Annotated in this window: 17 protein-coding genes and 1 riboswitch; of the genes, 8 read left to right on the top strand and 9 right to left on the bottom strand. The window is 45.6% G+C overall.

The annotated features are described in order from the left end of the window. The first annotated feature begins 214 nt into the window (after positions 1-214). Positions 215-1,924 carry a proline--tRNA ligase gene (locus tag L876_RS0109030; RefSeq protein ID WP_028763509.1) on the top strand — a complete coding sequence of 570 codons (1,710 nt, stop codon included), beginning with the start codon at positions 215-217 and terminating at the stop codon, positions 1,922-1,924. A 373-nt stretch (positions 1,925-2,297) separates the two neighbouring features. Beyond that, a riboswitch (purine riboswitch) is annotated at positions 2,298-2,397 on the top strand. Between the two features lie 97 nt (positions 2,398-2,494). Then, the gene (gene add / locus L876_RS0109020; protein ID WP_028763508.1) at positions 2,495-3,490 is read left to right on the top strand and encodes an adenosine deaminase; all 996 of its coding nucleotides are present in this window, start codon (positions 2,495-2,497) and stop codon (positions 3,488-3,490) included. 116 nt (positions 3,491-3,606) lie between these two features. On the opposite strand, the gene L876_RS22725 is transcribed toward add, so the two are convergent. After that, positions 3,607-3,768 (bottom strand): hypothetical protein, encoded by a 162-nt coding sequence (locus L876_RS22725; protein ID WP_156029394.1) that lies wholly within the window; start codon positions 3,766-3,768, stop codon positions 3,607-3,609. Positions 3,769-3,941: 173 nt separating this feature from the next. Between L876_RS22725 and L876_RS0109010 the strand changes: the two genes are divergently transcribed. Both L876_RS0109010 and L876_RS0109005 read left to right on the top strand, forming a co-directional pair. After that, positions 3,942-4,748, top strand: coding sequence for a substrate-binding periplasmic protein (locus L876_RS0109010; protein WP_051413043.1), 807 nt, complete (start codon positions 3,942-3,944; stop codon positions 4,746-4,748). Positions 4,749-5,346: 598 nt separating this feature from the next. After that, positions 5,347-6,561 (top strand): porin family protein, encoded by a 1,215-nt coding sequence (locus L876_RS0109005; protein ID WP_028763506.1) that lies wholly within the window; start codon positions 5,347-5,349, stop codon positions 6,559-6,561. 239 nt (positions 6,562-6,800) lie between these two features. On the opposite strand, the gene cydX is transcribed toward L876_RS0109005, so the two are convergent. The 4 genes from cydX to purL all read right to left on the bottom strand — a co-directional run bounded on the left by cydX (position 6,801) and on the right by purL (position 14,769). Beyond that, positions 6,801-6,917: a cytochrome bd-I oxidase subunit CydX gene (gene cydX / locus L876_RS22450; RefSeq protein WP_028763505.1), complete on the bottom strand. Its 117-nt coding sequence runs from the start codon at positions 6,915-6,917 to the stop codon at positions 6,801-6,803. A 14-nt stretch (positions 6,918-6,931) separates the two neighbouring features. Continuing rightward, the gene (cydB, locus tag L876_RS0108995) at positions 6,932-8,071 is read right to left on the bottom strand and encodes a cytochrome d ubiquinol oxidase subunit II (protein WP_028763504.1); all 1,140 of its coding nucleotides are present in this window, start codon (positions 8,069-8,071) and stop codon (positions 6,932-6,934) included. A 15-nt stretch (positions 8,072-8,086) separates the two neighbouring features. Then, the gene (locus L876_RS0108990; RefSeq protein ID WP_028763503.1) at positions 8,087-9,643 is read right to left on the bottom strand and encodes a cytochrome ubiquinol oxidase subunit I; all 1,557 of its coding nucleotides are present in this window, start codon (positions 9,641-9,643) and stop codon (positions 8,087-8,089) included. Positions 9,644-10,887: 1,244 nt separating this feature from the next. Beyond that, positions 10,888-14,769, bottom strand: a complete 3,882-nt coding sequence (gene purL, locus L876_RS0108985; RefSeq protein WP_028763502.1) for a phosphoribosylformylglycinamidine synthase — start codon at positions 14,767-14,769, stop codon at positions 10,888-10,890. A 324-nt stretch (positions 14,770-15,093) separates the two neighbouring features. On the opposite strand from purL, the gene mltF reads away from it, so the two are divergent. Then, complete coding sequence (gene mltF / locus L876_RS0108980) at positions 15,094-16,527, top strand: membrane-bound lytic murein transglycosylase MltF (protein WP_028763501.1); 1,434 nt, start codon at positions 15,094-15,096, stop codon at positions 16,525-16,527. 55 nt (positions 16,528-16,582) lie between these two features. After that, a complete protein-coding gene (locus L876_RS23175; RefSeq protein ID WP_259651095.1) occupies positions 16,583-16,711 on the top strand; it encodes a hypothetical protein in 129 nt (42 codons plus the stop codon). Positions 16,712-16,734: 23 nt separating this feature from the next. Here L876_RS23175 and tadA read toward each other — a convergent pair whose 3' ends face one another. From tadA to guaB, 3 genes are all read right to left on the bottom strand, one after another. Beyond that, positions 16,735-17,286 (bottom strand): tRNA adenosine(34) deaminase TadA, encoded by a 552-nt coding sequence (gene tadA, locus L876_RS0108975; RefSeq protein ID WP_081730665.1) that lies wholly within the window; start codon positions 17,284-17,286, stop codon positions 16,735-16,737. A 48-nt stretch (positions 17,287-17,334) separates the two neighbouring features. Next, positions 17,335-18,912 carry a glutamine-hydrolyzing GMP synthase gene (gene guaA, locus L876_RS0108970; RefSeq protein WP_028763499.1) on the bottom strand — a complete coding sequence of 526 codons (1,578 nt, stop codon included), beginning with the start codon at positions 18,910-18,912 and terminating at the stop codon, positions 17,335-17,337. 108 nt (positions 18,913-19,020) lie between these two features. Beyond that, positions 19,021-20,487 (bottom strand): IMP dehydrogenase, encoded by a 1,467-nt coding sequence (gene guaB / locus L876_RS0108965; protein ID WP_028763498.1) that lies wholly within the window; start codon positions 20,485-20,487, stop codon positions 19,021-19,023. 119 nt (positions 20,488-20,606) lie between these two features. On the opposite strand from guaB, the gene xseA reads away from it, so the two are divergent. After that, a complete protein-coding gene (gene xseA / locus L876_RS0108960; RefSeq protein ID WP_028763497.1) occupies positions 20,607-21,935 on the top strand; it encodes an exodeoxyribonuclease VII large subunit in 1,329 nt (442 codons plus the stop codon). A 1,448-nt stretch (positions 21,936-23,383) separates the two neighbouring features. Here the strand turns inward: xseA and L876_RS0108945 are convergent. Next, positions 23,384-23,842, bottom strand: a complete 459-nt coding sequence (locus L876_RS0108945; RefSeq protein ID WP_028763495.1) for a hypothetical protein — start codon at positions 23,840-23,842, stop codon at positions 23,384-23,386. Positions 23,843-24,088: 246 nt separating this feature from the next. Here L876_RS0108945 and L876_RS0108940 point away from each other — a divergent pair. Then, positions 24,089-24,279 (top strand): phage integrase N-terminal SAM-like domain-containing protein (locus L876_RS0108940; RefSeq protein WP_028763494.1); only part of this gene is annotated, 191 nt, incomplete at its 3' end.

Below are 24,279 nucleotides of genomic sequence, written 5' to 3'. Positions count from 1 at the left end.
TGTGCGACATATTCGGTACCGCTAGGGTTTTTAAGGGCATATTTGAACCTTGTCATCTTTGTTCACTCTTTGACACATCATCGATTTAGCGTGGTTTTAGCCGTTAGTCCCTCCCCGCAGGCAATCGCGACTCAACCAGCTCACAAACTAGGTGACATCAAGACACAGGGTGCTAAAATGTCGGCCTATTTCACTATTAAACTGGATATTGGGAATGCGAGTTAGCAAGTACCTGCTGTCAACACAAAAAGAGACCCCAGCTAACGCTGAGGTGATTAGTCATCAATTAATGCTACGTGCGGGTATGATCCGTCGTAACGCATCAGGTCTTTACAGCTGGTTGCCGACAGGCTTACGTGTATTGCGTAAGGTTGAAGCAATCGTTCGTGAAGAGATGAACAATGCAGGTGCTGTTGAGATCTTAATGCCCATGGTTCAGCCAGCAGATCTTTGGGTTGAAACGGGTCGTTGGGAAAAGTTTGGTCCTGAGCTACTGCGCTTCCAAGACCGTCACAACCGTGACTTCGTCTTAGGCCCAACCCATGAAGAAGTGATCACCGATATCGTGCGTAAAGAAGTGAACTCTTATAAGCAGTTACCACTAAACCTTTACCAGATCCAAACTAAGTTCCGTGATGAAGTACGTCCACGTTTTGGTGTGATGCGCTCACGTGAGTTCTTGATGAAAGATGCCTACTCTTTCCATCTTGATCAAGACACGATGGACGCCACCTACCAAGACATGTATAGCGCCTACAGCAATATTCTAGGCCGTATGGGTCTAGCCTTCCGTCCTGTATTGGCCGATACCGGTTCAATCGGGGGTAGCCTGTCCCATGAGTTCCACGTACTGGCCAATAGTGGTGAAGATTTAATCGCCTACTCTACTGAGAGTGATTACGCCGCTAACATCGAGAAAGCCGAAGCGCCAATCCCAACAGAGCCTCGTGGCGTAGCAACGATGGAAATGAGCGTTATCGACACGCCAAATGCTAAAACTATCGAAGAGCTGGTTGAGCAACATGGTATCGCTATCGAAAAAACAGTTAAGACCATTATAGTTAAGGGTGCGAGCGAGGAGACACCGCTAGTTGCTATCATCGTTCGTGGCGATCATGAGCTAAATGAAGTGAAAGCGGAAAAAATTGACGCGGTGCTTGCACCGTTCGAAATGGCCGATGAAGCCGATATCCGTAAAGCCCTTGGCGCAGGACCTGGTTCATTAGGTCCAGTTGGCCTTGAGATCCCAGTATATATTGACCACAGTGTTAATATCATGAGCGATTTTTCAGCTGGTGCTAACCAAGATGGTAAGCATTATGTGGGTATTAACTGGGAGCGAGACCTGCCACAAGCAGAGGTAGCCGACCTACGTAATGTGATTGAAGGCGAAGCCAGCCCATGTGGTCAAGGTACTATCGGTCTACTGCGCGGTATCGAAGTGGGTCATATCTTCCAGTTAGGAACTAACTACTCAGAGTCTATGGGCGCTAACGTTCTAGATGAGAACGGTAAGTCAAAAACCCTACTCATGGGTTGCTACGGTGTCGGTGTTAGCCGCATCGTTGCCGCAGCCATTGAGCAAAACCATGATGATCGCGGTATCATCTGGCCAGAAGCCATTGCGCCATTCAAAGTCGGTATCTTACCGATGAACATGCATAAGTCACATCGCGTCAAAGATATGGCTGAACAGCTGTATAAAGACCTTAATGATGCGGGTATCGAAGTACTGTTTGACGACCGTAAAGAGCGCCCAGGTGTGATGTTTGCCGATATGGAGCTAATTGGTTTGCCACATGTTATCGTGATTGGAGATCGTAACATCGACAATGGCGTATTCGAATATAAGAATCGTCGCACGGGTGAAAAGCAAGATATCCCATTCGATAAAATCATCGACTTCATTAAGTCTAATAGCTAGATTAGACGGGTTAACTCAGACTGAATGAATTGAGTTTGTATCGTCATGACTGACAGCAAATAAATAAAAACGCCTAGAGTGATCTAGGCGTTTTTTTATGACTCATAAACAACCACCGATTGATATTACGCTATACATTGTCGATAAGCGTTATTGGCCACAGTCAGATCAACAGCGTGTTCAACCTACCGCACTCACTCTTCATTAGGTAATCGCCCCGAAAGAGGAATAAACACTCTTTATACCAATCACAATCTGTCGCTATAGCTGGCATTTTGCTTTTGTTAGCGACTCAACTATATTGGCTTCACACTATTGAGATATTCCATTAACATAAACACATTACGGCCGTTGCATGGCAGTATCTGGGATGGTATAGTCCGAAAAATCGCTTCGTATAATCCCAATAATATGGTTTGGGAGTTTCTACCAAGAGCCTTAAATTCTTGATTATGAAGTCTGTAACTTTATACCCAGCCAGATATTGTCTATCTATAATCAGTATGGAAGTCGAGCGCTTGCATTCATTAATAGAGCAAATTTGGCGTTATCTCATAAAGGTAGAGACTCATGAATTATTTAAGCTTACCCAAGATCGATCTTCATTGTCACTTAGACGGTAGTGTTCGCCCACAAACAATTATCGATCTTGCAGCTAGCCAAAATCTATCATTACCCAGCCAAGACATTAATGAAATCAATGCATTGATGATTGCGCCGGAAACCTGTCCCAACTTAGAAGAGTATTTAATGCGTTTCGAGCTGCCACTATCCGTGATGCAGACCGCCGACGCCATTGAGCGCACCTCCTTTGAGTTGTTTGAAGATGCTGCCCTAGAAAATGTTAAATATTTAGAGGTCCGCTTTGGTCCACAGTTGCACCAACAGCAAGGCCTTAGCTTTGATGACATTATTGCGGCCGCCGTTGCAGGAATGCAACGCGCTGAGCAAAAGTATGATATCAAGGGTAACTATATTTTATCGATATTAAGAACCTTCCCCAAAGACAATATCTACGCCGTCATTGATGCCGGTGCAGCGTTTCTTAACAAAGGTGTTGCAGCATTTGATTTAGCGGGAGCCGAGTTACCCGGCTTTTGCGAAGCGTTTATTCCTTACGCTGAATACGCTAAACAAAAAGGTTACAACATCACCATTCATGCGGGAGAGCAAGGCGTTGGCCAAAACGTCTTTGATGCAATCACTTTGCTTCATGCTCAGCGCGTTGGACACGGTATTCATATCACGAGTCATGAAGGGGCCTATCAGCAAGTTAAACTGCACAATGTTGGCTTAGAAACTTGTCCGAGCAGTAATATTCAAACCAAAGCGGTTGAGGTGCTCAGTGACCACCCCATCAAGGCATTTTACGATGATAATTTACCAACAACCATCAACACCGACAACCGCACGGTATCGAATACTACAATGACCGATGAAGTGCGCAAAATCATGCAAACATTTGATCTGTCTGAAGCGGATTACTACAACATCTACCGCACCAGTATCGATCAGGCTTTTACCTCTAACGACGTCAAACAACATCTGCTAAGTTTCGCCAAATAGATAAAGGCGGTCATGACGCTACCCAGCTTAATGACCGCACCGACATCGTCAAACCACACTGTGCCCAAACAGCCCCACTCTATTAAGGGGCTGTTTGGGCACGCTAAAATCCCCCCTTAATCAAGGCCGAAGTCACTGCCTAACAAAGTCGCCCCTTCTTGATCTGGTACATCTAATCCGAATTTTCGCCCTAACTCAACACGCGCTTCAACACCTCGCAGCGAATGGCCTTGACCGTCGAGCAAGCCAATCCCTTCCCGATCATTTTCAGCTGCCATTACAGGCTAGCAACAGGCACACAAACAATTGCAGAGCACACCCAATCGAGCAGTGTTACTTCACTATGGATGACCAGAAGATTTCGATGCATGGATTTGCATGCCAATCTAGGTAGAAAATTATGCATTATACTTAATGCACTCGCTTAACTGTGCATACTGGACCCATACGGATGACTGAGTTCTTGATTCTTATTCCAAGAGCCTGCTTGAAATGGCTCGCTGTGGCGTTATTTATTTGGCCGACGGTTGCAGGTGCTACGCCATTGAGAATTGCCTACGGAAATAGTTTACCCCCATGGGTATTTGCCGATACCGATAGCGGAATTTTGCTGGATATCACTCGTGCCAGTGTTGAGCCCGCGGGGTATCAAGTCGTGCCGGTATACTACCCCTATGCTAGACGTGTGACAGCCTATATAAAGCATCAGGTTGATGTGGTTACCGATATAACCCCCAGTATGGTAGCCAAAGAAGGTCTCGAAGGTTATCTATCACTGCTGTTTTATCGCTATGAGAATTTTGCAATTTCACTCTCTGAACGCAATTATCAATTTGACAAGATTATGGACTTAACCACTTTAAACGTGCTGTCTTGGCAAGGTGCAGCGAATACACTGGGTGGGGAATATGTCGAGATGGTTCGCGCGAACCCCAATTATGCTGAAACCTACAATCAAGAAAACCAAATCAAAATGCTCTACCTCAAACGGGTCGATGTGATCCAGATGGACTTACAAATTTTCAAATACTATCAGGGCTTAGTAAGCCAAAAAGCAATCATAAATACCCAGCAGAGCGTGGATATGTTTCCGTTATTTGGACAAAACCATTGTGGTTTTTTATTTAGAAGCAAAGCAGCAAGAGATGCATTTAATCAGCACTTTGAAGCATTAAAAGACAGTCCGCTACACGATCAAATTTACTCAAAATATACACCTGGCTTGCAGTCTAAAAAGTCGACAGCAGACATTCAGTAAACCCCACCGCCAATCTATTGAAGGTTTTGACAGCCGTAACCTAATCAGCGCTAACCATGCTAAAAAAGCCTGATAAAATGTCATTGCTTGACACCTCACTAACACACAAACCTCACCGACGTTGTTTCCACCTCAAATCAGAGGTTAAAAGGCTAGGCATCAACAGCGTCGTCCTAAATTTAGGTTTCTAAGCCGCCAAAATTAGTTAGTCCACTAACAATGCCAATACGAAAATTCGTTTCAGATAACAACTTTTACGCACAAAACTGTTAAGCAAAGGCCGCATATGTTACGGTTTAACCACTACTTTTAATATCTTTTTCTTATATTTTGGAAAATAAGAGTTAAACAATAATGGTCGCTCGACAAAAAACCAGCACGAGTAGTTTCAACACTAACTATTATTAAGGGCGGCATGTATACAATACATTCGCTATATGAGTATGAACGCTGATAAATGGGACTCACCGTTGAGTCCCAACTGAGAGTAGCAAATACCATAAAACCAACGAAACTAGGAAGAATCACTTGTGCCTAGCAATCAGGTTCTTCTACTAACAACGACTCACAAAACAATTTGAGCAAACAAGGATAAATGATGATTCGACATACACTTGTGGCCTCCTGTATTGCGTTAGCACTCACCGCTAACGCCTATGCTGCGCCAGTAGATGAAGAGATCGCGGCGCTTAAAGCGCGTATCGATCAGTTGGAGTCTGACAAAGAGCAGACAGCGCAAGATAAAGGCAACGCCATTAAATTTGGCGGTGCAGCCCGTTTCCAATACTCCTATGAAGACTATAACGATGGCAATAGCGATCGTAGTGGTGATTTTGACTTCGACCTGTTTCGCATAGATGTTAATGGCAACCTCGACGACATCATTTTTTCAGCGCAATACCGCTGGTTCGAGTACATGAACGTCATCCATCATGCTTGGGTGGGTTACAACTTTGATGATAAACAACAAGGTAAAATTGGTGTGACTCAGGTGCCGTTTGGTATTTTGACTTACGCGTCTAATAACTACTTCTTTAGTTCTAACTTCTACCTAGGCTTAGAGGATGACTATGATTTAGGCCTTAATTACACCTATAAGGGTGACAATAATCAACTTGACCTCGCTTTCTACAAAAATGATGAGCAAGGTGGCCTTGATGGTTATGTCTCTGACCGAACCGACCGTTATGCCTATGACGTGGTTGGGATTCGCTTACCAGGCGAAGGGATCTATGATGCCCCGAGTGACGGGAATGCTGCAGCCGAACTCAATACGTTCAATGGCCGTTATGCCCATAATATGGCATTTGATGATCTAAAAATTGAACTGGGTGTGTCATTGCAAGCTGGTCAACTGGAGATTGAAAGTGGTACCGATGGCGACAACGTCGCAGCCGCCTTACATGGTGTGATTAACTATGACCGCTGGAACGTTAAGTTGCAGGTCACTGACTATAAATACGATGTTGATGGTATGGATCTAGAACGTGTTGTCGTCGCCGCCTACCACTTCTACGACTCAATTCCGTCAGAAGCAACTACCTATATCGCCAACGTCGCTTATAGCCTTCCCGTTGATATTGGCCCTATATCCAATCTGACTTTCTATAATGATTACTCATTAGTTACCGACAAACCGTCAATGCAAGCTGATACCTTTATGAACGTAACTGGCATGGCCATAACTGCTGGCGGCTTGTATACCTATGTCGACTTTGTCGTCGCAGAGAATCAGCCTTTTATCGGCGGTACTATGGTCGGTGATGGTGAAACCAACAAACGCCTAAACATCAACTTCGGTTACTATTTCTAAACGAAGCCATCATTAGGTAAGTCAAAGCAGTTCAATCGATAACGAAAACCGCATCCCTAATGGATGCGGTTTTTTTCGTCCGTCTATCCGCGTACTTAATACCAATCGGTATCAGTCGTTACCTAATCGTTTTGCAATAAAAAATCCGAGTGCATGTTATGCACTCGGATTTAGTCAATGTTTACAGATAAAACCAGCGATCGATTTAATCAATAAGCGGATGCAACAGCGGCACGCGCTTAATCTTCTTTATCGATATCTCTATCCATATTCTCAGTATTTTCAAGCCAAAGCGCGTTAATAATACCGAAGGAGCAAGCTAACAATACGCCCAAAATCCAAGCAAAATACCACATAGTCTAGGCTCCTATTAGTAAAGTGACGTTTTATTGTTTTCAATAAAGCTGCGGCTTAGGCGACCAAACATCTTCAAGTAAGTCCACACAGTGTAACTTAATACAATCGGGACGAAGATGGCTGCAGCCCAAGTCATTACCGTTAGTGCCATGTGGCTTGCTGTCGCATCCCACATGGTTAAGCTCACATTTGGCTCAAGTGAAGATGGCATAACAAACGGGAACATGGCTGCACCGCAAGTTAAAATAACCATAGCAACGGCCACAGAGCTAAATAAAAACGCAAAACCTGAGCGATTAAAGTGACTAACCACAAGCACTAGCAACGGCATAGCGATACCCAATATTGGGAATAGCATGGTTAACGGATACTTATCATAGTTGGCCAACCAAGCACCCGCTTCAATGGCGACGGTTTTCAACTCAGGGTTCGATGCACCTGCGGTATCAATTGTAGAGGTAATAACGTAGCCATCAATGCCTGTCGCTAGCCACACACCCGCAAGGGTAAAGAGTACCGCTAACAGCGCTGCAAACACTTGGGTAGCTCTCACGGCACGAACACGTAGCTCTCCTTCAGTCTTCATCTGTAACCACGAGGCACCTTGCATCATAAACATACTGACGCTAACTAAGCCCGCGAGTAAACCAAATGGATTAAGTAGACCGAAGAATCCACCATGGTAAGTGGCACGTAAATACTCATCAAAGTTAAACGGTACACCTTGGAGCAAATTACCAAATGCCACACCAATAATTAAAGGTGGAACAAATCCGCCAACAAACAGTGCCCAGTCCCAAGACTTACGCCATCTTGGATCTTCAATCTTAGAGCGGTAGTCAAAGCCTACAGGTCTTAAGAACAAGGCAAACAGGGTAAGCATCATCGCCACATAGAAACCAGAGAATGATACGGCATATACCATAGGCCACGCAGCAAACAACGCACCACCAGTAGTAATCAGCCATACTTGGTTGCCATCCCAATGGGGAGCGATGGAGTTAATCATGATACGACGCTCAGTGTCATCCTTACCGATAATCGGCAACAGCGCACCAACGCCCATATCAAAACCGTCTGTCACGGCAAATCCGATGAAAAGCACACCAATCAGTGCCCACCAGATGAATCTTAACATCTCATAATCAAACATAATCAGATCTCCGGCTTAAGCATCTAGCTTTTCAAAGTGATAACGACCCGTCTTCAAACTACTTGGTCCCTTGCGAGCAAACTTAATCATTAAGAACAGCTCGATAACCAATAGAATTGAATAGAACAGCGTGATAGAGATAATACTGAACCACAAGTCACCCACCGACAGACTTGATGCCGACATAAAGGTAGGTAGCACCTCTGAGATAGTCCAAGGTTGGCGACCATACTCAGCCACAAACCAACCACACTCAATGGCAATCCATGGCAGCGGTAAGCTATATAGCGCAGCTTTAAGGACCCAAGGCTTCTCTTCAATGCGATGACGTGTGCTCTGCCAAAACGCTGCGGCAAATACCAGTAACATCACCATACCAGCACCCACCATCACGCGGAAAGTCCAGAACATAGGCGCAACATTCGGAATCGAATCTTTAGCCGCCGCTTTAATCTGCTCTTCAGTCGCATCAACCACTTTATCCGTATAGCGTTTAAGCAGTAAGCCGTAACCTAAATCAACCTTAGCCTCTTCAAAAGCGGCACGTAGCTCAGGCGTTTCATTACCCGCACGAAGCTCGGTTAGCATAGCGTAGGCTTTCATACCGTTACGAATACGTACTTCATGATCAATAATGAGATCATGAATACCGGTCACCTCTTCATCCAATGAACGGGTAGCAATAATCCCCATTGCATAAGGGATCTTGATAGCATAATCGGTATGCATGGTTTCTTGATTAGGGAAACCTACCGCAGTAAATGCTGCAGGAGCAGGCTCTGTGTGCCATTCCGCTTCGATAGCCGCTAACTTAACACGCTGCGCCTCACCCACTTTATAGCCAGACTCGTCGCCTAATACGATGACAGATAGAATTGAGGCCATACCAAAGCTTGCCGCAATCGCAAATGAGCGACGTGCAAAAGGTAGGTCACGCTTTTTCAAAATATAGTATGAGCTGATCGCCAAGACGAACATGGCACCTGCGACATAACCCGATGCAACGGTATGAACAAACTTCACCTGAGCAACAGGGTTAAACAACACCTCTGCAAAGCTGGTCATCTCCATACGCATGGTTTCGTAGTTAAAAACGCTACCCACTGGGTTTTGCATCCAACCGTTAGCCACCAAAATCCACAATGCAGACATGTTAGAGCCTAAAGCCACTAACCAGGTCACGGCGAGATGCTGACGCTTACTGAAGCGATCCCAACCAAAGAAGAACATACCCACAAGCGTAGATTCTAAAAAGAAGGCCATTAGACCTTCAATCGCAAGTGGTGCACCGAAAATATCGCCCACATAATGTGAGTAATATGACCAGTTAGTTCCGAATTGGAACTCCATCGCCAGACCGGTGGTAACACCGAGGGCAAAGTTAATACCAAACAACTTACCCCAAAACTTGGTCATATCTTTATAGATCTGCTTATCGGTCATCACATAAAGTGATTCCATAATGGCTAGAATAAATGCTAGCCCCAAGGTCAAAGGTACAAACAGGAAGTGATACATAGCTGTTAACGCGAACTGCAAACGCGATAGCTCTACAACCTCTTCTAAAATCATCAGTGACTCCTTAGGTGGTACGACCATCTACTATGATTAGATCCCCATCAACCATAATAGATGCCTATGTAGGAATTTTATTATAAAAAGTGGTCAGCAATGGGCTAGCCCCGCAAACCGTCAATTTTTTACTTTTTGCTCAATTTGACTCTCACATAATTCAAAATGAACATTTCACACTCAATCTAGAGACCTAGATCACAAATCGGAAGTATTCTGCGATCAAGATTACTAAAAACAAAAACAAAAACAACAAATACTTTAAATCTTTTTATTCAGGAGCTTACGAAATAAAACGCAAGTATGCCGTGGGTATTTTATACCATTCAAAATTGATTCAAATCAATCAATCATAGTGCGAATAATGGGTTTTGCGGCCGACTACACAGTTCACCTGGCAACACTATTGCTAATAATTAAAAAAAATGGTAGGAGCGCAACCTGGAGTAATGAAAAATATTTTTTCACCCACTTAATAGCATATAGCAGGAAAAGATAGTATTTAACAAAACTTAACAAATCAAGGGATAGCATAACTGATGAAAACCAGAAAGGCCAGACCCACAAATATCAATGCAAATCAACCAGTTGTATCGAGTCAAAGCAAATAATAAAAACAAAAGAACAAACCAACCATTAAAAAAACTAATCCCAATTTAAAGTTTTAATCGTTTGTCGTGCTCATTCAAAACCCTTAATATATGCCCTGTGTTAAGGAGACGGCCTGGTCAACCCGGTGAAGTAGCCCGGTAAAGTCCAACTCCGCTCACATCATCAATCACTGTGTGGAGAGTTAAAATGAGAAACCTATTCGAACGTCTAGTTAACAGCTACAAGCGTACTTTCGTTGAACTGTATACAGCTAGAGAGCTTTAACCCGCTTTTTAGTACCAAAGATTTACTTGAAGTTTTGTTAGCGCAAAGCGGCCACCACCTCGTTTACGGAGTGGTGGCTTTTTGTTATGCCGCAAAACGGCATTCACAACACCGCTACTTTAGCGAACGCTAATAATCCTAACCTAGTTTTCTGCACTAAACACCTATTCTGTAAAAAAACTCACTTTCCCCACTGTTAGATAAAAATCAGTCTATAAGGTGAGTTTGTGGCGATTTAGCATCCAGTGATATAGCATTTATCAACTAAGCTACTGTTTAAAAGAGCCTTTAAAGTATCTATAAATAGGTATAAAAAAGGGCCTCGAAATTTCGAGGCCCTTTTTAGCGAGTTAGCGCTGAACTTACGTTTAGCCTAAATTAGCTCTTACATTGCGGAACATTCTCATCCATGGACTATCTTCACCCCACTCATCCGGATGCCATGAGTTAGCCACCGTTCTAAATACACGCTCAGGATGTGGCATCATGATAGTCACACGGCCATCAGTGCTACAAATCCCTGTTAGTGCATTAGGTGATCCATTTGGGTTTTCTGGGTACTGAGTGGCAATTTGCCCATACCCATCAACAAAGCGCAGTGCAACTGTGCCCGAGGCCTCAGCAGCTGCTAGGGCTTCAGCTGATGCAAATTCGGCACGACCTTCGCCATGAGACACAGCGATTGGCATACGCGAGCCTTCCATGCCCTCAAAGAACAACGATGGACTCTTTTGCACTTCAACTAAGCTGAAACGCGCTTCGAAACGCTCAGAGCGGTTACGCACAAAATGCGGCCAGTGCTCGGTACCAGGAATGATATCTTTCAGGTTAGACAACATCTGACAACCGTTACACACACCAAGAGCAAAACTATCTTGGCGAGCAAAGAACTGGCTGAACTGCTCACGCGCACGCGCATTGAACAATATCGACTTCGCCCAACCCTCACCCGCACCTAATACGTCACCGTATGAGAAACCACCACATGCTGCTAAGCCTTGGAATTCCTCAAGGTTAATGCGACCAGCTAAGATATCTGACATATGTACGTCACGACTTTCGAAACCAGCACGATCAAATGCCGCTGCCATCTCAAGATGGGAGTTCACGCCCTGCTCACGTAAAATAGCCATTTTAGGTGCCACGCCCTTAAGGATATAAGGCGCTGCAACATCTTCGCTTGGGTCAAATTTTAGGTCGACAGTCAAACCTGGCGCATCGGCGACCTGTTTGAGCTTGAACTCTTCAAGCGCACACTCAGGGTTGTCTCGCATCGCTTGCATACGATAAGTCGTTTCAGCCCAAATGGTACGCAGTTCTGTACGAGACTCAGTTAACAGTTGCGTATCACCGTCACGGATAACAAGGGTGTCACCAGCAACTGGAGTGGCGATACAATGACAAGCAACGCCCGCCGCTTCATACATTGCAGTGATCTCTGCAGCCTCACCAGCAGCCACTTGAATCACGCCACCCAACTCTTCGTTAAATAGACGCTCAACATGGGTACCGCTTAAGCGGCTAACATCGATATCTAGACCGGTATTCCCCGCAAAGGCCATCTCAACTAGCGTCGTGAGTAAACCACCATCGCTGCGATCGTGGTAAGCGATCACACGCTTGTCTGCCACTAAAGCTTGGGTCACCTCAAAGAAACCGCGCAGTAATCCGGCATCGGTAAGGTCTGGAGCAACATCGCCTAGCTCACTATAGACCTGAGCCAAACATGAACCACCCAGACGATTTTGACCTTGGCTTAAATCAAGCAGCAGCAGTTGTGTATCGCCCTTATCACTGCGTAATTCTGGGGTCACAGTGTTACGAATGTCTTGTACGACACCAAACGCGGTGATCACCAAAGACATCGGTGAGGTAACCGCTTTATCGACGCCATTGTCTTGCCAAGCCGTCTTCATCGACATAGAGTCTTTGCCAACAGGAATCGTCAGCTCAAGTTCAGGACATAACTCTTCGCCAACCGCTTTAACAGCTTCATAAAGACCTGCATCTTCACCTGGGTGACCCGCTGCTGACATCCAGTTCGCCGATAGCTTAATACGCTTGAAGGAACCAATATCACTACCCGCGATATTCATGATTGACTCGGCCACGGCCATACGGGCTGAGGCACCAAAATCGAGTAACGCTAGCGGTGTGCGCTCACCCATAGACATCGCTTCACCCGTGTAAGAGTCAAAGCTCGACGCAGTAACGGCGCAATCGGCGACAGGAACCTGCCAAGGGCCGACCATCTGATCACGATTGACTAAGCCGGTTACCGTGCGGTCACCAATGGTAATAAGGAAAGTTTTCTCTGCAACCGTTGGAAGACGTAGTACGCGGCGCACGGCATCTTTCAGATCGACTTGAGCTTGGTCCAATGCTGGCGATACCGCCTTCTTGGTCTCAACATCACGGCTCATCTTAGGCGCTTTACCTAGTAGCACTTCAAGCGGCAGGTCGATAGGCTTATTATCAAAATGCTCGTCAGACAGTGATAGGTGACGTTCTTCGGTTGCTACACCCACTACTGCAAAGGGTGCGCGTTCACGCTCACAAATCTTAGTGAAAACCTCTAGGTTTTCAGGCGCGACTGACATCACGTAACGCTCTTGCGACTCGTTACACCAGATCTCAAGTGGGCTCATGCCTGGTTCATCAGAGGGGACATTACGCAGCTCAAATTTACCGCCACGCTCACCATCGTTCACTAACTCAGGGAAAGCATTAGACAAACCACCCGCGCCCACATCGTGAATAAACTGAATTGGGTTGTCGTCGCCCATCTGCCAACAGCGATCGATAACCTCTTGGCAACGACGTTCCATCTCTGGATTTTCACGTTGTACAGAAGCAAAATCGAGATCTTCGCTAGACTGGCCAGAGGCCATTGAAGAGGCAGCACCACCACCAAGGCCGATGTTCATCGCAGGGCCACCCAGTACAATTAATTTTGCACCAACGGTGATCTCACCTTTTTGCACATGCTCTTCGCGAATGTTACCTAAGCCACCAGCTAGCATGATAGGTTTGTGATAACCACGCACCTCAACGCCATTATGGCTGGCCACTTCTTGTTCGTAGGTACGGAAATAACCTAATAGTGCCGGACGACCAAACTCATTGTTAAATGCTGCGCCGCCCAGCGGACCTTCAGTCATAATATCTAATGCGGTCACGATACGATCAGGCTTACCGTAATCGGCTTCCCATGGCTGAACAAAGCCTGGTATTTTAAGGTTAGAGACACTAAAACCTGTTAAGCCGGCTTTTGGCTTAGAGCCACGCCCGGTCGCCCCTTCATCACGGATCTCACCGCCAGAACCTGTCGCTGCGCCTGGATAAGGGCTAATTGCCGTTGGATGGTTATGGGTCTCAACTTTCATCAAGATATGCATAGGTTCGGTGTGATAAGCATAGACACCGTTTTGCTCAGGGAAGAAGCGTCCAGCAACAGAGCCTTCCATCACGGCGGCGTTATCTTTATAGGCAGACAACACATACTCTGGCGTTTTTTCAAAAGTGTTCTTAATCATTTTAAATAATGATTTAGGCTGCACTTCACCGTCTATTGTCCAATCGGCGTTGAAAATCTTGTGACGACAATGCTCAGAGTTTGCCTGAGCAAACATCATCAGCTCCACGTCGTTAGGGTTACGCCCTAATCGCACGAAGTTCTCAACCAGGTAATCAATTTCATCAGGGGCGAGTGCTAAACCAAGCTCAACGTTTGCGACCTCTAGGGCACGCTTACCTTCACCAAGAATATTAACGCTAGTCACTGCAGCTGGAGCGGTTTTGACAAATAAGCGACTAGCCTGAGTAAATTCACTGATGATCACTTCAACCATGCGGTCATGCAGTAAGCTCTTTAACAGTTTTTGTTGCTCATCGCTCAGCGTGTCACTTTGAACATAGTAAGCAACACCGCGCTCTAAACGCTTAACTTTGTCTAAGCCGCAGTTATGCGCAATGTCGGTTGCTTTTGATGACCATGGAGAGATGGTACCGGGGCGTGGGGTTACGAAATACAGTGCACCTTCAGGCGCATGCGCTTCGATGGCTGGACCGTAGGTCAATAGTTTCTCTAGTTGCTGAGTTTCTTCAGCATCTAACGCATCAGTTAAATCGGCTAAATGAACATACTCAGCATAGATTTCTTGTACTGGAAGTGCTGCATTTTCACAGGCTTCCATTAACTTTTGAACTCTAAACGCTGATAAAGCAGGGGCTCCGCGGATGATCTCCATCACGTCTATTCACCTTATATTTATAATTGCAGGGTCAGATCTGGCGCTATTATAGGGAAATGTCGCCCACAAATCATCCGTAGAGTCGCTTCAAAACAGAGTTTCCTGAGTTTTATTATCACCATAAAGCGAAAACAGCTTCGCGAGATAAAGAAAGTCACCCGCACCGCTAAATATGCTCCATAATTAAAGCGTATTTGTCGCTGTTTTCGCCCCAATTTAGTGTGGGTAGGCGCCCGCAAAACCCAGCCATTATTCAGTTTGATTTCCTTATGATATAATTGTCGACTGCCCTGTAAAAACTGACTTAAAAATAGGACCTTAATGAGAAAAATTTTGTTTATTCTAAGCTGCCTTTTGTTACTGACTGCCTGTCAGCAACCCAGCGTGGAACAGACAAAATCGCCCTCCCCACAAGTGGTCAAAACTCACCTGAACGTCGGCACGCTCTATGGGGCCCAAATCTACGTCACCACAGGCCAAGGCACGGCAGGATTTGACTATGAAATGGCCAGTCGATTTGCCGACTATTTAAACCTTGAACTCGACATGCAAGCGTATGCCACCATTGGTGAACTCTACAAAGCCTTACAATCGGGGGAAATTGATCTAATTGCCGCCGGTTTGGCCGACACCAACAGCCGACGTCAACAGTTTCGGCTAGGGCCACCGCTGTACTATGTCAACCAAGTCTTAGTCTACAAACAGGGGATCAAATACCCAGGCGATGTCAGTCAACTGGACAAGGACATCACCGTCATCTCTGACTCGTCGTTTATTGAAACGCTAGCCGAGTTGCAAAAGCTCTACCCTGAATTGGTGTGGGCACAAGAGGAAGATAAAGACAGCGAAGAGTTATTGGCAATGATCGCCCGCGATGAGATAGCCTATACCATTGCCGACTCCACCACCTTTGAAATTAATCGCCGCTATATGCCTGAACTGAGAGCAGGTCCAGTACTGCGCGAGGATCAAGCCGTCGTATGGCTGTTACCGCCAAACAATAGCGACCTGCTGATGAGCCAGCTATTGAACTTTTGGCACAACGAGCGCCGATCGGGCACCTTAGCTCATCTCAATGAAAAATATTTTGCCCACGTTAAACGTTTTGACTACGTCGATACTCGCGCCTTTTTACGCGCCATCGATAGTAAGTTACCTAAGTATCGAGAGCGCTTTCAAGAATATGCGGGCGATCTCGACTGGCGTAAGCTCGCCGCAACGGCCTATCAAGAATCCCATTGGAACCCTAACGCTCGCTCACCGACCGGTGTTCGCGGCCTGATGATGTTAACCCTACCAACAGCGAAGCAAGTGGGGATCTCTAATCGTCTCGATCCGGTGCAGAGCATTAAAGGCGGTGCTAAATATCTCAATGACATTCTCAATCGCTTGCCAGAGTCGATCCCAGAAAACCAACGCATGTGGTTTGCATTGGCCTCTTATAATATTGGCTATGGCCATGTGGAAGATGCACGTAAGCTAGCGCAATCGATGGGACTCAACCCCAGTGCATGGCGGGATCTGAAACAGGTATTACCCCTGCTGCAAAAACGTAAATACTATAAGCAAACCCGTTATGGCTATGCCCGAGGCAGTGAAGCGGTGCATTATGTTGATAACATAAGGCGTTATTATGATACCTTGGTATGGATTGATAATCAGAATCAAGAATTACAGCAAGATTTAATGGATGAAACTCAGCAGACCGCTGAGAAACAAGAGGAAAACCAGTTGTCTGGGGCGCAACCTCAATAAAAAAAGCCAATGCAGTACAAAAGGATTGTCTGCTAAGACTTACAGGAGCAACAAGATGAGAAAAAAAACATTAAACAGCATGTCATCAAGACGCCGTACTCAACTTAAAACGCGGCACCAGCAAACCATGAATAGGCAGAAACAGTACTTTACCTTTATCAAGCAGCCTTGTATGGACAGCTAACTATCAACGAAAAGAACGGGGGCTTATTCATTAAGCCCTTTTTGTTTTTCCGCCATCTTTAACGCCTTCTTCTCTTTACGACGACGTCGAAAAAACGCACTCAACTGCTCACTACACTCTTGGGCTAAAACACCAGAGGTAACTGAAAGCTGATGATTAAATGCCTCGTTGTTCACCAGATTAAGTACGCTGCCCGCCGCCCCTGTTTTCAAATCGGCTGCGCCAAATACCAACCTTGAGATCCTTGCATGCACCATCGCCCCCGCACACATGGCACAGGGCTCGAGTGTGACGTAAAGTGTGGTATCAAGCAGACGATAGTTATCCAACACTTTACCCGCCGCGCGAATACACTCCATTTCGGCATGCGCCGATGCATCATGATTAAGGATATTGAGGTTAAAGCCACGCGCAACAACTTTGTCTTTCTGCACCAGTACTGCACCCACGGGCACTTCACCATGCTGCTCAGCTTGCTCCGCCAAAGCTAAAGCCATCTGCATATAATGAATATCAAGCTCTTGCTGAGACACTATCATCTCTCCATACAACATCGTAAGCAAAAAAAGGAGCATAGTTGTATGCTCCTTTTTTCAATCATCTAATGGGTAAAACTTAACCCATTATTCCCACTCAATGGTCGCAGGTGGCTTACCTGAAATGTCGTAAACCACACGCGAGATGCCATCAATCTCATTAATAATGCGGTTCGACACACGACCCAAGAAGTCGTAAGGCAGATGTGCCCAGTGTGCCGTCATAAAGTCGATTGTTTCTACTGCACGTAGCGATACCACCCAATCATATTTACGACCATCACCCATAACGCCAACCGAACGAACCGGTAAAAACACAGTAAAGGCTTGGCTAACTTTATTGTATAGGTCGGCTTTATGCAGCTCTTCAATAAAGATAGCATCTGCGCGGCGAAGCAGATCACAATACTCTTTTTTCACTTCGCCTAGCACACGTACGCCAAGACCAGGTCCTGGGAACGGGTGACGGTAAAGCATATTGTAAGGCAGACCGAGTTCTAGGCCAATCTTACGCACTTCATCTTTAAACAGCTCACGCAGCGGCTCAACTAAGCCCAGCTCCATATCATCAGGCAACCCGCCCACATTATGGTGCGACTTAATCACGTGCGCTTTGCCTGTTGCACTGCCCGCAGATTCAATCACATCTGGGTAGATAGTGCCTTGTGCTAGCCACTTTGCATTGGCGCATTTCTTCGACTCTTCATCGAAAATATCGACAAACACTTTACCAATGATCTTACGCTTAGCTTCTGGCTCAGCTTCGCTGGCTAAGGCATCAAGGAAACGATTTTCTGCGTCAACATGGACAATGTTAAGTCCAAAATGATCGCCGAACATCTCTAATACTTGGTCCGCTTCATTAAGGCGTAACAAACCATTATCGACGAATACACAGGTCAGTTTTTTACCAATAGCACGGTGCAATAGCATAGCTACAACCGATGAATCAACGCCGCCAGACAAACCTAAAATCACTTCATCGTCGCCAATCTGTTGCTTTAAGCGCTCAACGGCATCTTCAATAATTGATGATGGCTTCCAGTTGGCTTCACACTGACAGATATCTAACGCAAAGTGCTCTAGCATCCGCTTACCCTGACGGGTATGGGTCACCTCTGGGTGAAACTGCACGCCGTAAAACTGCTTCTCTTCATTGGCCATTGCTGCAAACGGACAGGTTTCAGTATTGGCTACCGTCACAAACCCTTCAGGAATTTCTGAAACCTTGTCACCGTGGCTCATCCAAACATCAAGCAGCGGCTTACCGGTAGGGCTTACTGCATCTTCAATGGCTTTAAACAGTGCAGAAGTGGTTTGAACCTCAACTTGAGCATAACCAAACTCGCCTTCACCAACACCTTGGATCACCTTACCGCCAAGCTGTTCAGACATAGTTTGCATGCCATAACAGATACCCAACACTGGCACGCCTGCATTAAATACATACTCAGGCGCACGCGGTGAGTTTTCAGCGGTCACGCTTTCAGGGCCACCAGCAAGGATAATACCGTTTGGGGCAAACTCTTTGATTTGCGCTTCAGACACATCCCAGGCCCAAAGCTCACAGTAAACACCGATCTCACGAATACGGCGGGCAATCAATTGCGTGTACTGAGATCCAAAATCTAGGATTAGGATCTTATGATCATGAATATTGCTCATGGTTTACCTTATCTCTTTCAAATTGTTGCTGATGGTCGACTTAGCATCGACCAATACAATTATAAAAAAGCAGTGCATTTTTCAATAACACTGCCTGATATCAATCTTTTATGAACGGCTACGATAGTTAGGCGCTTCTTTACTGATGGTCACATCATGCACATGAGACTCACCCATACCTGCCGATGTCACCTTCACAAATTCCGCTTTCTCGCTGAGGTCCTTAATGGTAGGACAGCCTGTTAGTCCCATGCATGAACGCAAACCACCCATGTACTGATGAATGATCTCTTTAAGCTTACCTTTATAAGGTACACGGCCTTCAATCCCTTCAGGGACAAGCTTGTCCGCCGCATTATCGGTTTGGAAGTAACGGTCTGATGAACCTTGAGTCATGGCGCCCAGTGAGCCCATACCACGGTATGATTTATACGCACGGCCATTGTGTAGTTCTGTTTCGCCTGGTGCTTCATCAGTACCAGCAAACATAGAACCGGCCATGATACATGATGCACCTGCAGCCAATGCTTTAGCCAAGTCACCCGAGAAACGGATACCACCATCGGCAATCACAGGGATATCTAGGTGCTTAATCGCGGCTGCCGCATCAGATACCACCGTAATTTGTGGCACACCTACACCGGTAACAATACGCGTAGTACAAATAGAGCCAGGGCCAATGCCGACTTTAACCGCGTTAACGCCCGCTTCAACCAAGGCTAATGCGCCTTCAGCCGTTGCAACGTTACCGCCAACAATTTGTAGATCTGGGTATTTAGCACGCGTATCGCGAATACGCTGTAACACGCCCTCAGAGTGGCCGTGCGATGAGTCGATAAGCAGTACGTCGATACCAGCAGCAACGAGTGCGTCAACACGATCTTCGTTACCTGCACCAGCACCAACAGCAGCGCCAACACGTAAACGACCAAACTCATCTTTACAGGCGTTTGGCTTCTCTTCTGCTTTTTGGAAATCTTTTACGGTGATCAAACCCTTAAGTCGGTAATCAGCATCGACCACTAGCACTTTCTCAACACGGTGCGCATGCATCAGCTTTTGCACTTCATCAAGCGGCGTACCTTCTGGTACTGTCACAAGGCGCGCTTTAGGCGTCATCACTTGCTCAACGGTGCGGCTCCAATCTGTGATAAAACGTACGTCACGGCCGGTAATAATACCCACCAATTCGTTCGCATCATCAACAACGGGGTAACCCGCAAAGCCATTCTTTTGGGTTAATATTTTAAGGTCAGCAAGGGTTGTCGAAGGCGTGACCGTTACAGGTTGCTGCACGATACCAGCCTCATAGATCTTCACTTGGCGAACTTGCTCCGCCTGCTGCTCTATGCTCATATTTTTATGAATAAAACCAAGACCGCCTTCTTGCGCCATTGCGATGGCAAGACGTGCTTCAGTCACGGTATCCATGGCTGCAGACACAATCGGCATATTGAGTTCTATTGTTTGAGTTAAGCGTGTTTTGAGAACAGCAGTATTAGGGAGTACAGTCGAGTGTGCAGGAACAAGCAAAACATCGTCAAAGGTTAGTGCTTCTTTTTTTAAACGTAGCATGGCAACATCTCCCCATGTAGGTGATATAAGAGGTAAAATATTGCGGCGGGATTATACCTTGCATATTGGGCTTGGTAAATGGAAAATAGTAAAAAAGTCGCTTTAGATGCAAAATTTCTATGAAAATGCCGAAAAATAACGTTTACACCGTGTCACGCCTCAATGGAGAGGTCAGACAACTGCTTGAAGGCGAACTGGGCAGGATCTGGCTAGAAGCCGAGATCTCCAATTTTTCGGCGCCAAGTTCAGGCCATTGGTATTTAACCTTAAAAGACAATTTGGCTCAAATCCGCTCGGCGATGTTCAAAGGAAAAAACCGCAGCGTCAGCTTCCGTCCCGTCAATGGTCAACAGGTACTGGTAAAAGGTTCCATTAGCGTTTATGAGCCGCGAGGCGACTATCAACTGATTATTGAGTCGATGCTACCCGCTGGTGACGGCTTGCTAGCTCAGCAATATGAAGCACTCAAGATGAAGCTGGCTGCTGAAGGCTTGTTCGCCGCTGACACTAAACGCCCACTGCCAAGCAATATCCAACGTATCGGCATTATTACCTCGCCCACCGGCGCTGCAATACGCGATATTTTGCATGTATTAAAACGTCGCGACCCATCCCTTGAAGTGATCATTTACCCTACTGCGGTACAGGGCGAACACGCTGACCGCTCAATCTGCCACGCCATTATGCAAGCCAATGACCGCAACGAGGTCGATGTACTCTTGGTCACCCGCGGCGGCGGTTCGTTAGAAGATTTATGGTGTTTCAATAGCGAGGCCTTAGCCCATACTATCTATAACAGTGCGCTTCCAGTGGTCTCAGCGGTCGGTCACGAGGTTGATACCACTATCAGTGACTATGTTGCCGATCTGCGCGCGCCAACGCCTTCAGCGGCTGCTGAGGTATTGTCACAAGATGCCTTGAGTAAAAGCGACAAGCTGACGATGGCTATAACCCGGCTTAAACAAAGCTGGCAACATTATCAGCTTAAACAGGGACAACGCTTTAATCAGCTTGAACACAGATTACAACGTCAGGACCCCAAACGTCGCCTACAGCAATTTGAGCAAAGTTTCGATGAGATGCAATTAAGGCTCTGGGCGGTAATGAGCCACAAACTCCACCGACTTGAGAATCGACATCAATCGCTACAGGCAAGACTCAATCAACAGTCTCCATGCAATCGGCTAACGCTAGAGTTTAATCGTCTCGATCACCTCAACCAAAGACTGCAAGGGGCAATTAATCGCCAATTAAGTCACGCGGACAATTCGCTGCGCCACACAGCCCATCAGTTAGACACTGTCAGCCCGCTCGCCACCTTAAGTCGCGGTTATAGCATCACCTTGGACATCAATGGAAAAGTCGTTCAGAAGGTTACCGATGTTAACGCCGGCGACAAGCTAACCACTAAGCTCATCGATGGTGAAGTGCAATCAACCGTGTTATGACTGACGGCTAAGTTAGCCTAACTAACTCAGTTATTTCCCCCCTACTAGGTAAGCCTTCTAATGAAGGTGTTGGCATTTTTGTGGTTTAACATTTGGCTGTTTTGGAATTGGGATTTGTGTTTAAAGTCGAATATTCATTGTAGTTAAAAGCCTGCAGCGGTGATGTATATGGATATACGAATGTCGTGATCACATGGATGTGACGGAACGACCTTCATGTGCAGATACTGCTTCGGGACGCTATACGTCATCCCTGACCGCTTAACGAAAACATCTGACCTACATGGAAGTAGGGAGTGCCGATAAATGTCGGGAACATTTTCGGCCATGCCATCAACGTTCGCAGCCGCATCTACACAGGGTTATTTTATCTCTCCGATTTAGCCTTTCGGGTATCAATCTAACAATCAAAAGTTAAATCGTTTTTGGACAAAAATGTGTTGGCCTTCGAATGAAGGTGTTGGCATTTTTGGCTTGTAACATTTGGCTGTATTGGAATTGGAATTGGAATTTGTGTTTAAAGTCGAATCTTCATTGTAGTTAAAAGCCTGCGGCTCGCTTATGTGCAGATACTGCTTCGGGACGCTATACGTCATCCCTGACCGCTTAACGAAAACATCCATGTTTTCGATACCCTCAGCCGCATCTACACAGGGTTATTTTATCTCTCCGATTTAACCTTTCGGGTATCAATCTAACAATCAAAAGTTAAATCATTTTTGGACAGAAGTGCGCTAACGCAAACACTCTAAAGGTAGACTGAAGGATTAGGAAAAGTATTCGTAACGCCGCATTAAGGTGTGAGCGACGCTTGGCTATACTTGAGCGAAGCGAAACTGCCAAGCGTTGCGAATCACTCTTAAATGCTTTGTAGAGTAATTTTACTCCGTGCTTTTATTTATTACTTTCATTTCTGCATCAGTAGAAAATTGCAAGAACAAATCAAACTTAGAGTCTGACAACTTACCCTCACGTTTCCAGCGCTCAAAGTCCTTCTCTGTAAAAGAAGGCTCATGCATATGAATTTGTTTGATTATCTCTTTGAATAGCTCCTGACCACAACTGTCAGCTCTTGCTAACTGCTCAAATACATCTAAGTCTATTTCAGATTGGTGATTTTTTTGTATAGTTCTAACGCTATTTGCGTGGTTCCATTTGTATTGTTAACTCTCTGATACATAAACCAATTATGGGAACGAATATTGCCTTCAAGGCTCTTAGTTTTCCGATATTGCCAAAATGCAACGATAAGGCCAACACAACCAACTATCGTTCCTAATATACTAATAATATCCACTTTATCTCCAATTACTCTAAGGCCCAACGTACGCAAGCAATACCGATGCTTCCGCATGCCACCTTAACCATTAAAACTAACGCATAGTAAAAATGCCACGTGTGCCGAATCACTCTTAAATTGTTTGTAAGATTTGTGTTTACAAACGCATCTAAATTTTAGTGACACAAAACTCACCTATCTTACTCTCATCGAAAGGCAGTCCGATTAGCTTCAAATATTCAATAACTTCACTTCTAGTAATATTTACAGGACCAGACTCTGCAAATGCTACTTGTAGCCAATAACTCCCAAAATCCTTAGACCTAACAGTAAAGCCCCTATCAACGAACCAAGAACCAGGACTTCGATAATCTGGGCTATCAAGGTAGTTAAAACCAGAAAATAAAATAGATTCACTCAACTGAGTATTAAGCTCTACTTCGAACACTTTCGCTGGTTTCTCTTTCGTCAACCGAATGAGGTGTACGTCCCTACCTTTGTTGAGAGAAATTTTTTCAGCCTCACTTTTAGCGATTTTCACGTCTGATTCTAAAATTCGTTCTACTAATTCATCAGCATTTTCGGCACTCAAACCATATTTATTACTCAAATATGCGAAATCACCCATTAATGTCTCCAAAAAATCTACCGCCGCGTTAAGTAGTGAGCAACGCGACCACCTAACCTAAACCATTGCAGCGTAAACACAAAACCCAACGATGGAATGAAAAATGCCATGCGTTGGGAATCTGTCTTAAACGCTTTGTTGAACGAAGCCGCTGTGCGGCAGAAGAGATAACAAGCCTGTTTACTTTTCCATCCTAAATACTTTCTAGAGGCGACCGGCCTTGGTCGTAAATCTAGGAGTATTGTCATGAACACATCCGAACAACAACGCTTTGATTCTCTTTATGAACAACATCTTACCAACTTAACACTGCAAGGCAAGCGACCCGCTACCATCGATGCCTATAGCCGAGCAGTTCGGCGTATTGCTGCTTACTTTGACTGTTGCCCTGATAACCTGAGCACCGACGATTTGAAGCGCTACTTTGCTCAACTGAT

It is taken from the genome of Shewanella colwelliana ATCC 39565 (assembly GCF_000518705.1).
Lineage (GTDB): Bacteria > Pseudomonadota > Gammaproteobacteria > Enterobacterales > Shewanellaceae > Shewanella > Shewanella colwelliana.
Note: the sequence above shows the minus strand (reverse complement) of the source record. Positions and strands in the feature narration are given on the sequence as shown.

Bases quoted from the DNA above. Each gene is read 5' to 3' on its own strand.
- L876_RS0109030 (WP_028763509.1), top strand. From the start codon at position 215: ATGCGAGTTAGCAAGTACCTGCTGTCAACACAAAAAGAGACCCCAGCT.
- add (WP_028763508.1), top strand. From the start codon at position 2,495: ATGAATTATTTAAGCTTACCCAAGATCGATCTTCATTGTCACTTAGAC.
- L876_RS22725 (WP_156029394.1), bottom strand. From the start codon at position 3,768: ATGGCAGCTGAAAATGATCGGGAAGGGATTGGCTTGCTCGACGGTCAA.
- L876_RS0109010 (WP_051413043.1), top strand. From the start codon at position 3,942: ATGACTGAGTTCTTGATTCTTATTCCAAGAGCCTGCTTGAAATGGCTC.
- L876_RS0109005 (WP_028763506.1), top strand. From the start codon at position 5,347: ATGATTCGACATACACTTGTGGCCTCCTGTATTGCGTTAGCACTCACC.
- cydX (WP_028763505.1), bottom strand. From the start codon at position 6,917: ATGTGGTATTTTGCTTGGATTTTGGGCGTATTGTTAGCTTGCTCCTTC.
- cydB (WP_028763504.1), bottom strand. From the start codon at position 8,071: ATGTTTGATTATGAGATGTTAAGATTCATCTGGTGGGCACTGATTGGT.
- L876_RS0108990 (WP_028763503.1), bottom strand. From the start codon at position 9,643: ATGATTTTAGAAGAGGTTGTAGAGCTATCGCGTTTGCAGTTCGCGTTA.
- purL (WP_028763502.1), bottom strand. From the start codon at position 14,769: ATGGAGATCATCCGCGGAGCCCCTGCTTTATCAGCGTTTAGAGTTCAA.
- mltF (WP_028763501.1), top strand. From the start codon at position 15,094: ATGAGAAAAATTTTGTTTATTCTAAGCTGCCTTTTGTTACTGACTGCC.
- L876_RS23175 (WP_259651095.1), top strand. From the start codon at position 16,583: ATGAGAAAAAAAACATTAAACAGCATGTCATCAAGACGCCGTACTCAA.
- tadA (WP_081730665.1), bottom strand. From the start codon at position 17,286: ATGCTCCTTTTTTTGCTTACGATGTTGTATGGAGAGATGATAGTGTCT.
- guaA (WP_028763499.1), bottom strand. From the start codon at position 18,912: ATGAGCAATATTCATGATCATAAGATCCTAATCCTAGATTTTGGATCT.
- guaB (WP_028763498.1), bottom strand. From the start codon at position 20,487: ATGCTACGTTTAAAAAAAGAAGCACTAACCTTTGACGATGTTTTGCTT.
- xseA (WP_028763497.1), top strand. From the start codon at position 20,607: ATGAAAATGCCGAAAAATAACGTTTACACCGTGTCACGCCTCAATGGA.
- L876_RS0108945 (WP_028763495.1), bottom strand. From the start codon at position 23,842: ATGGGTGATTTCGCATATTTGAGTAATAAATATGGTTTGAGTGCCGAA.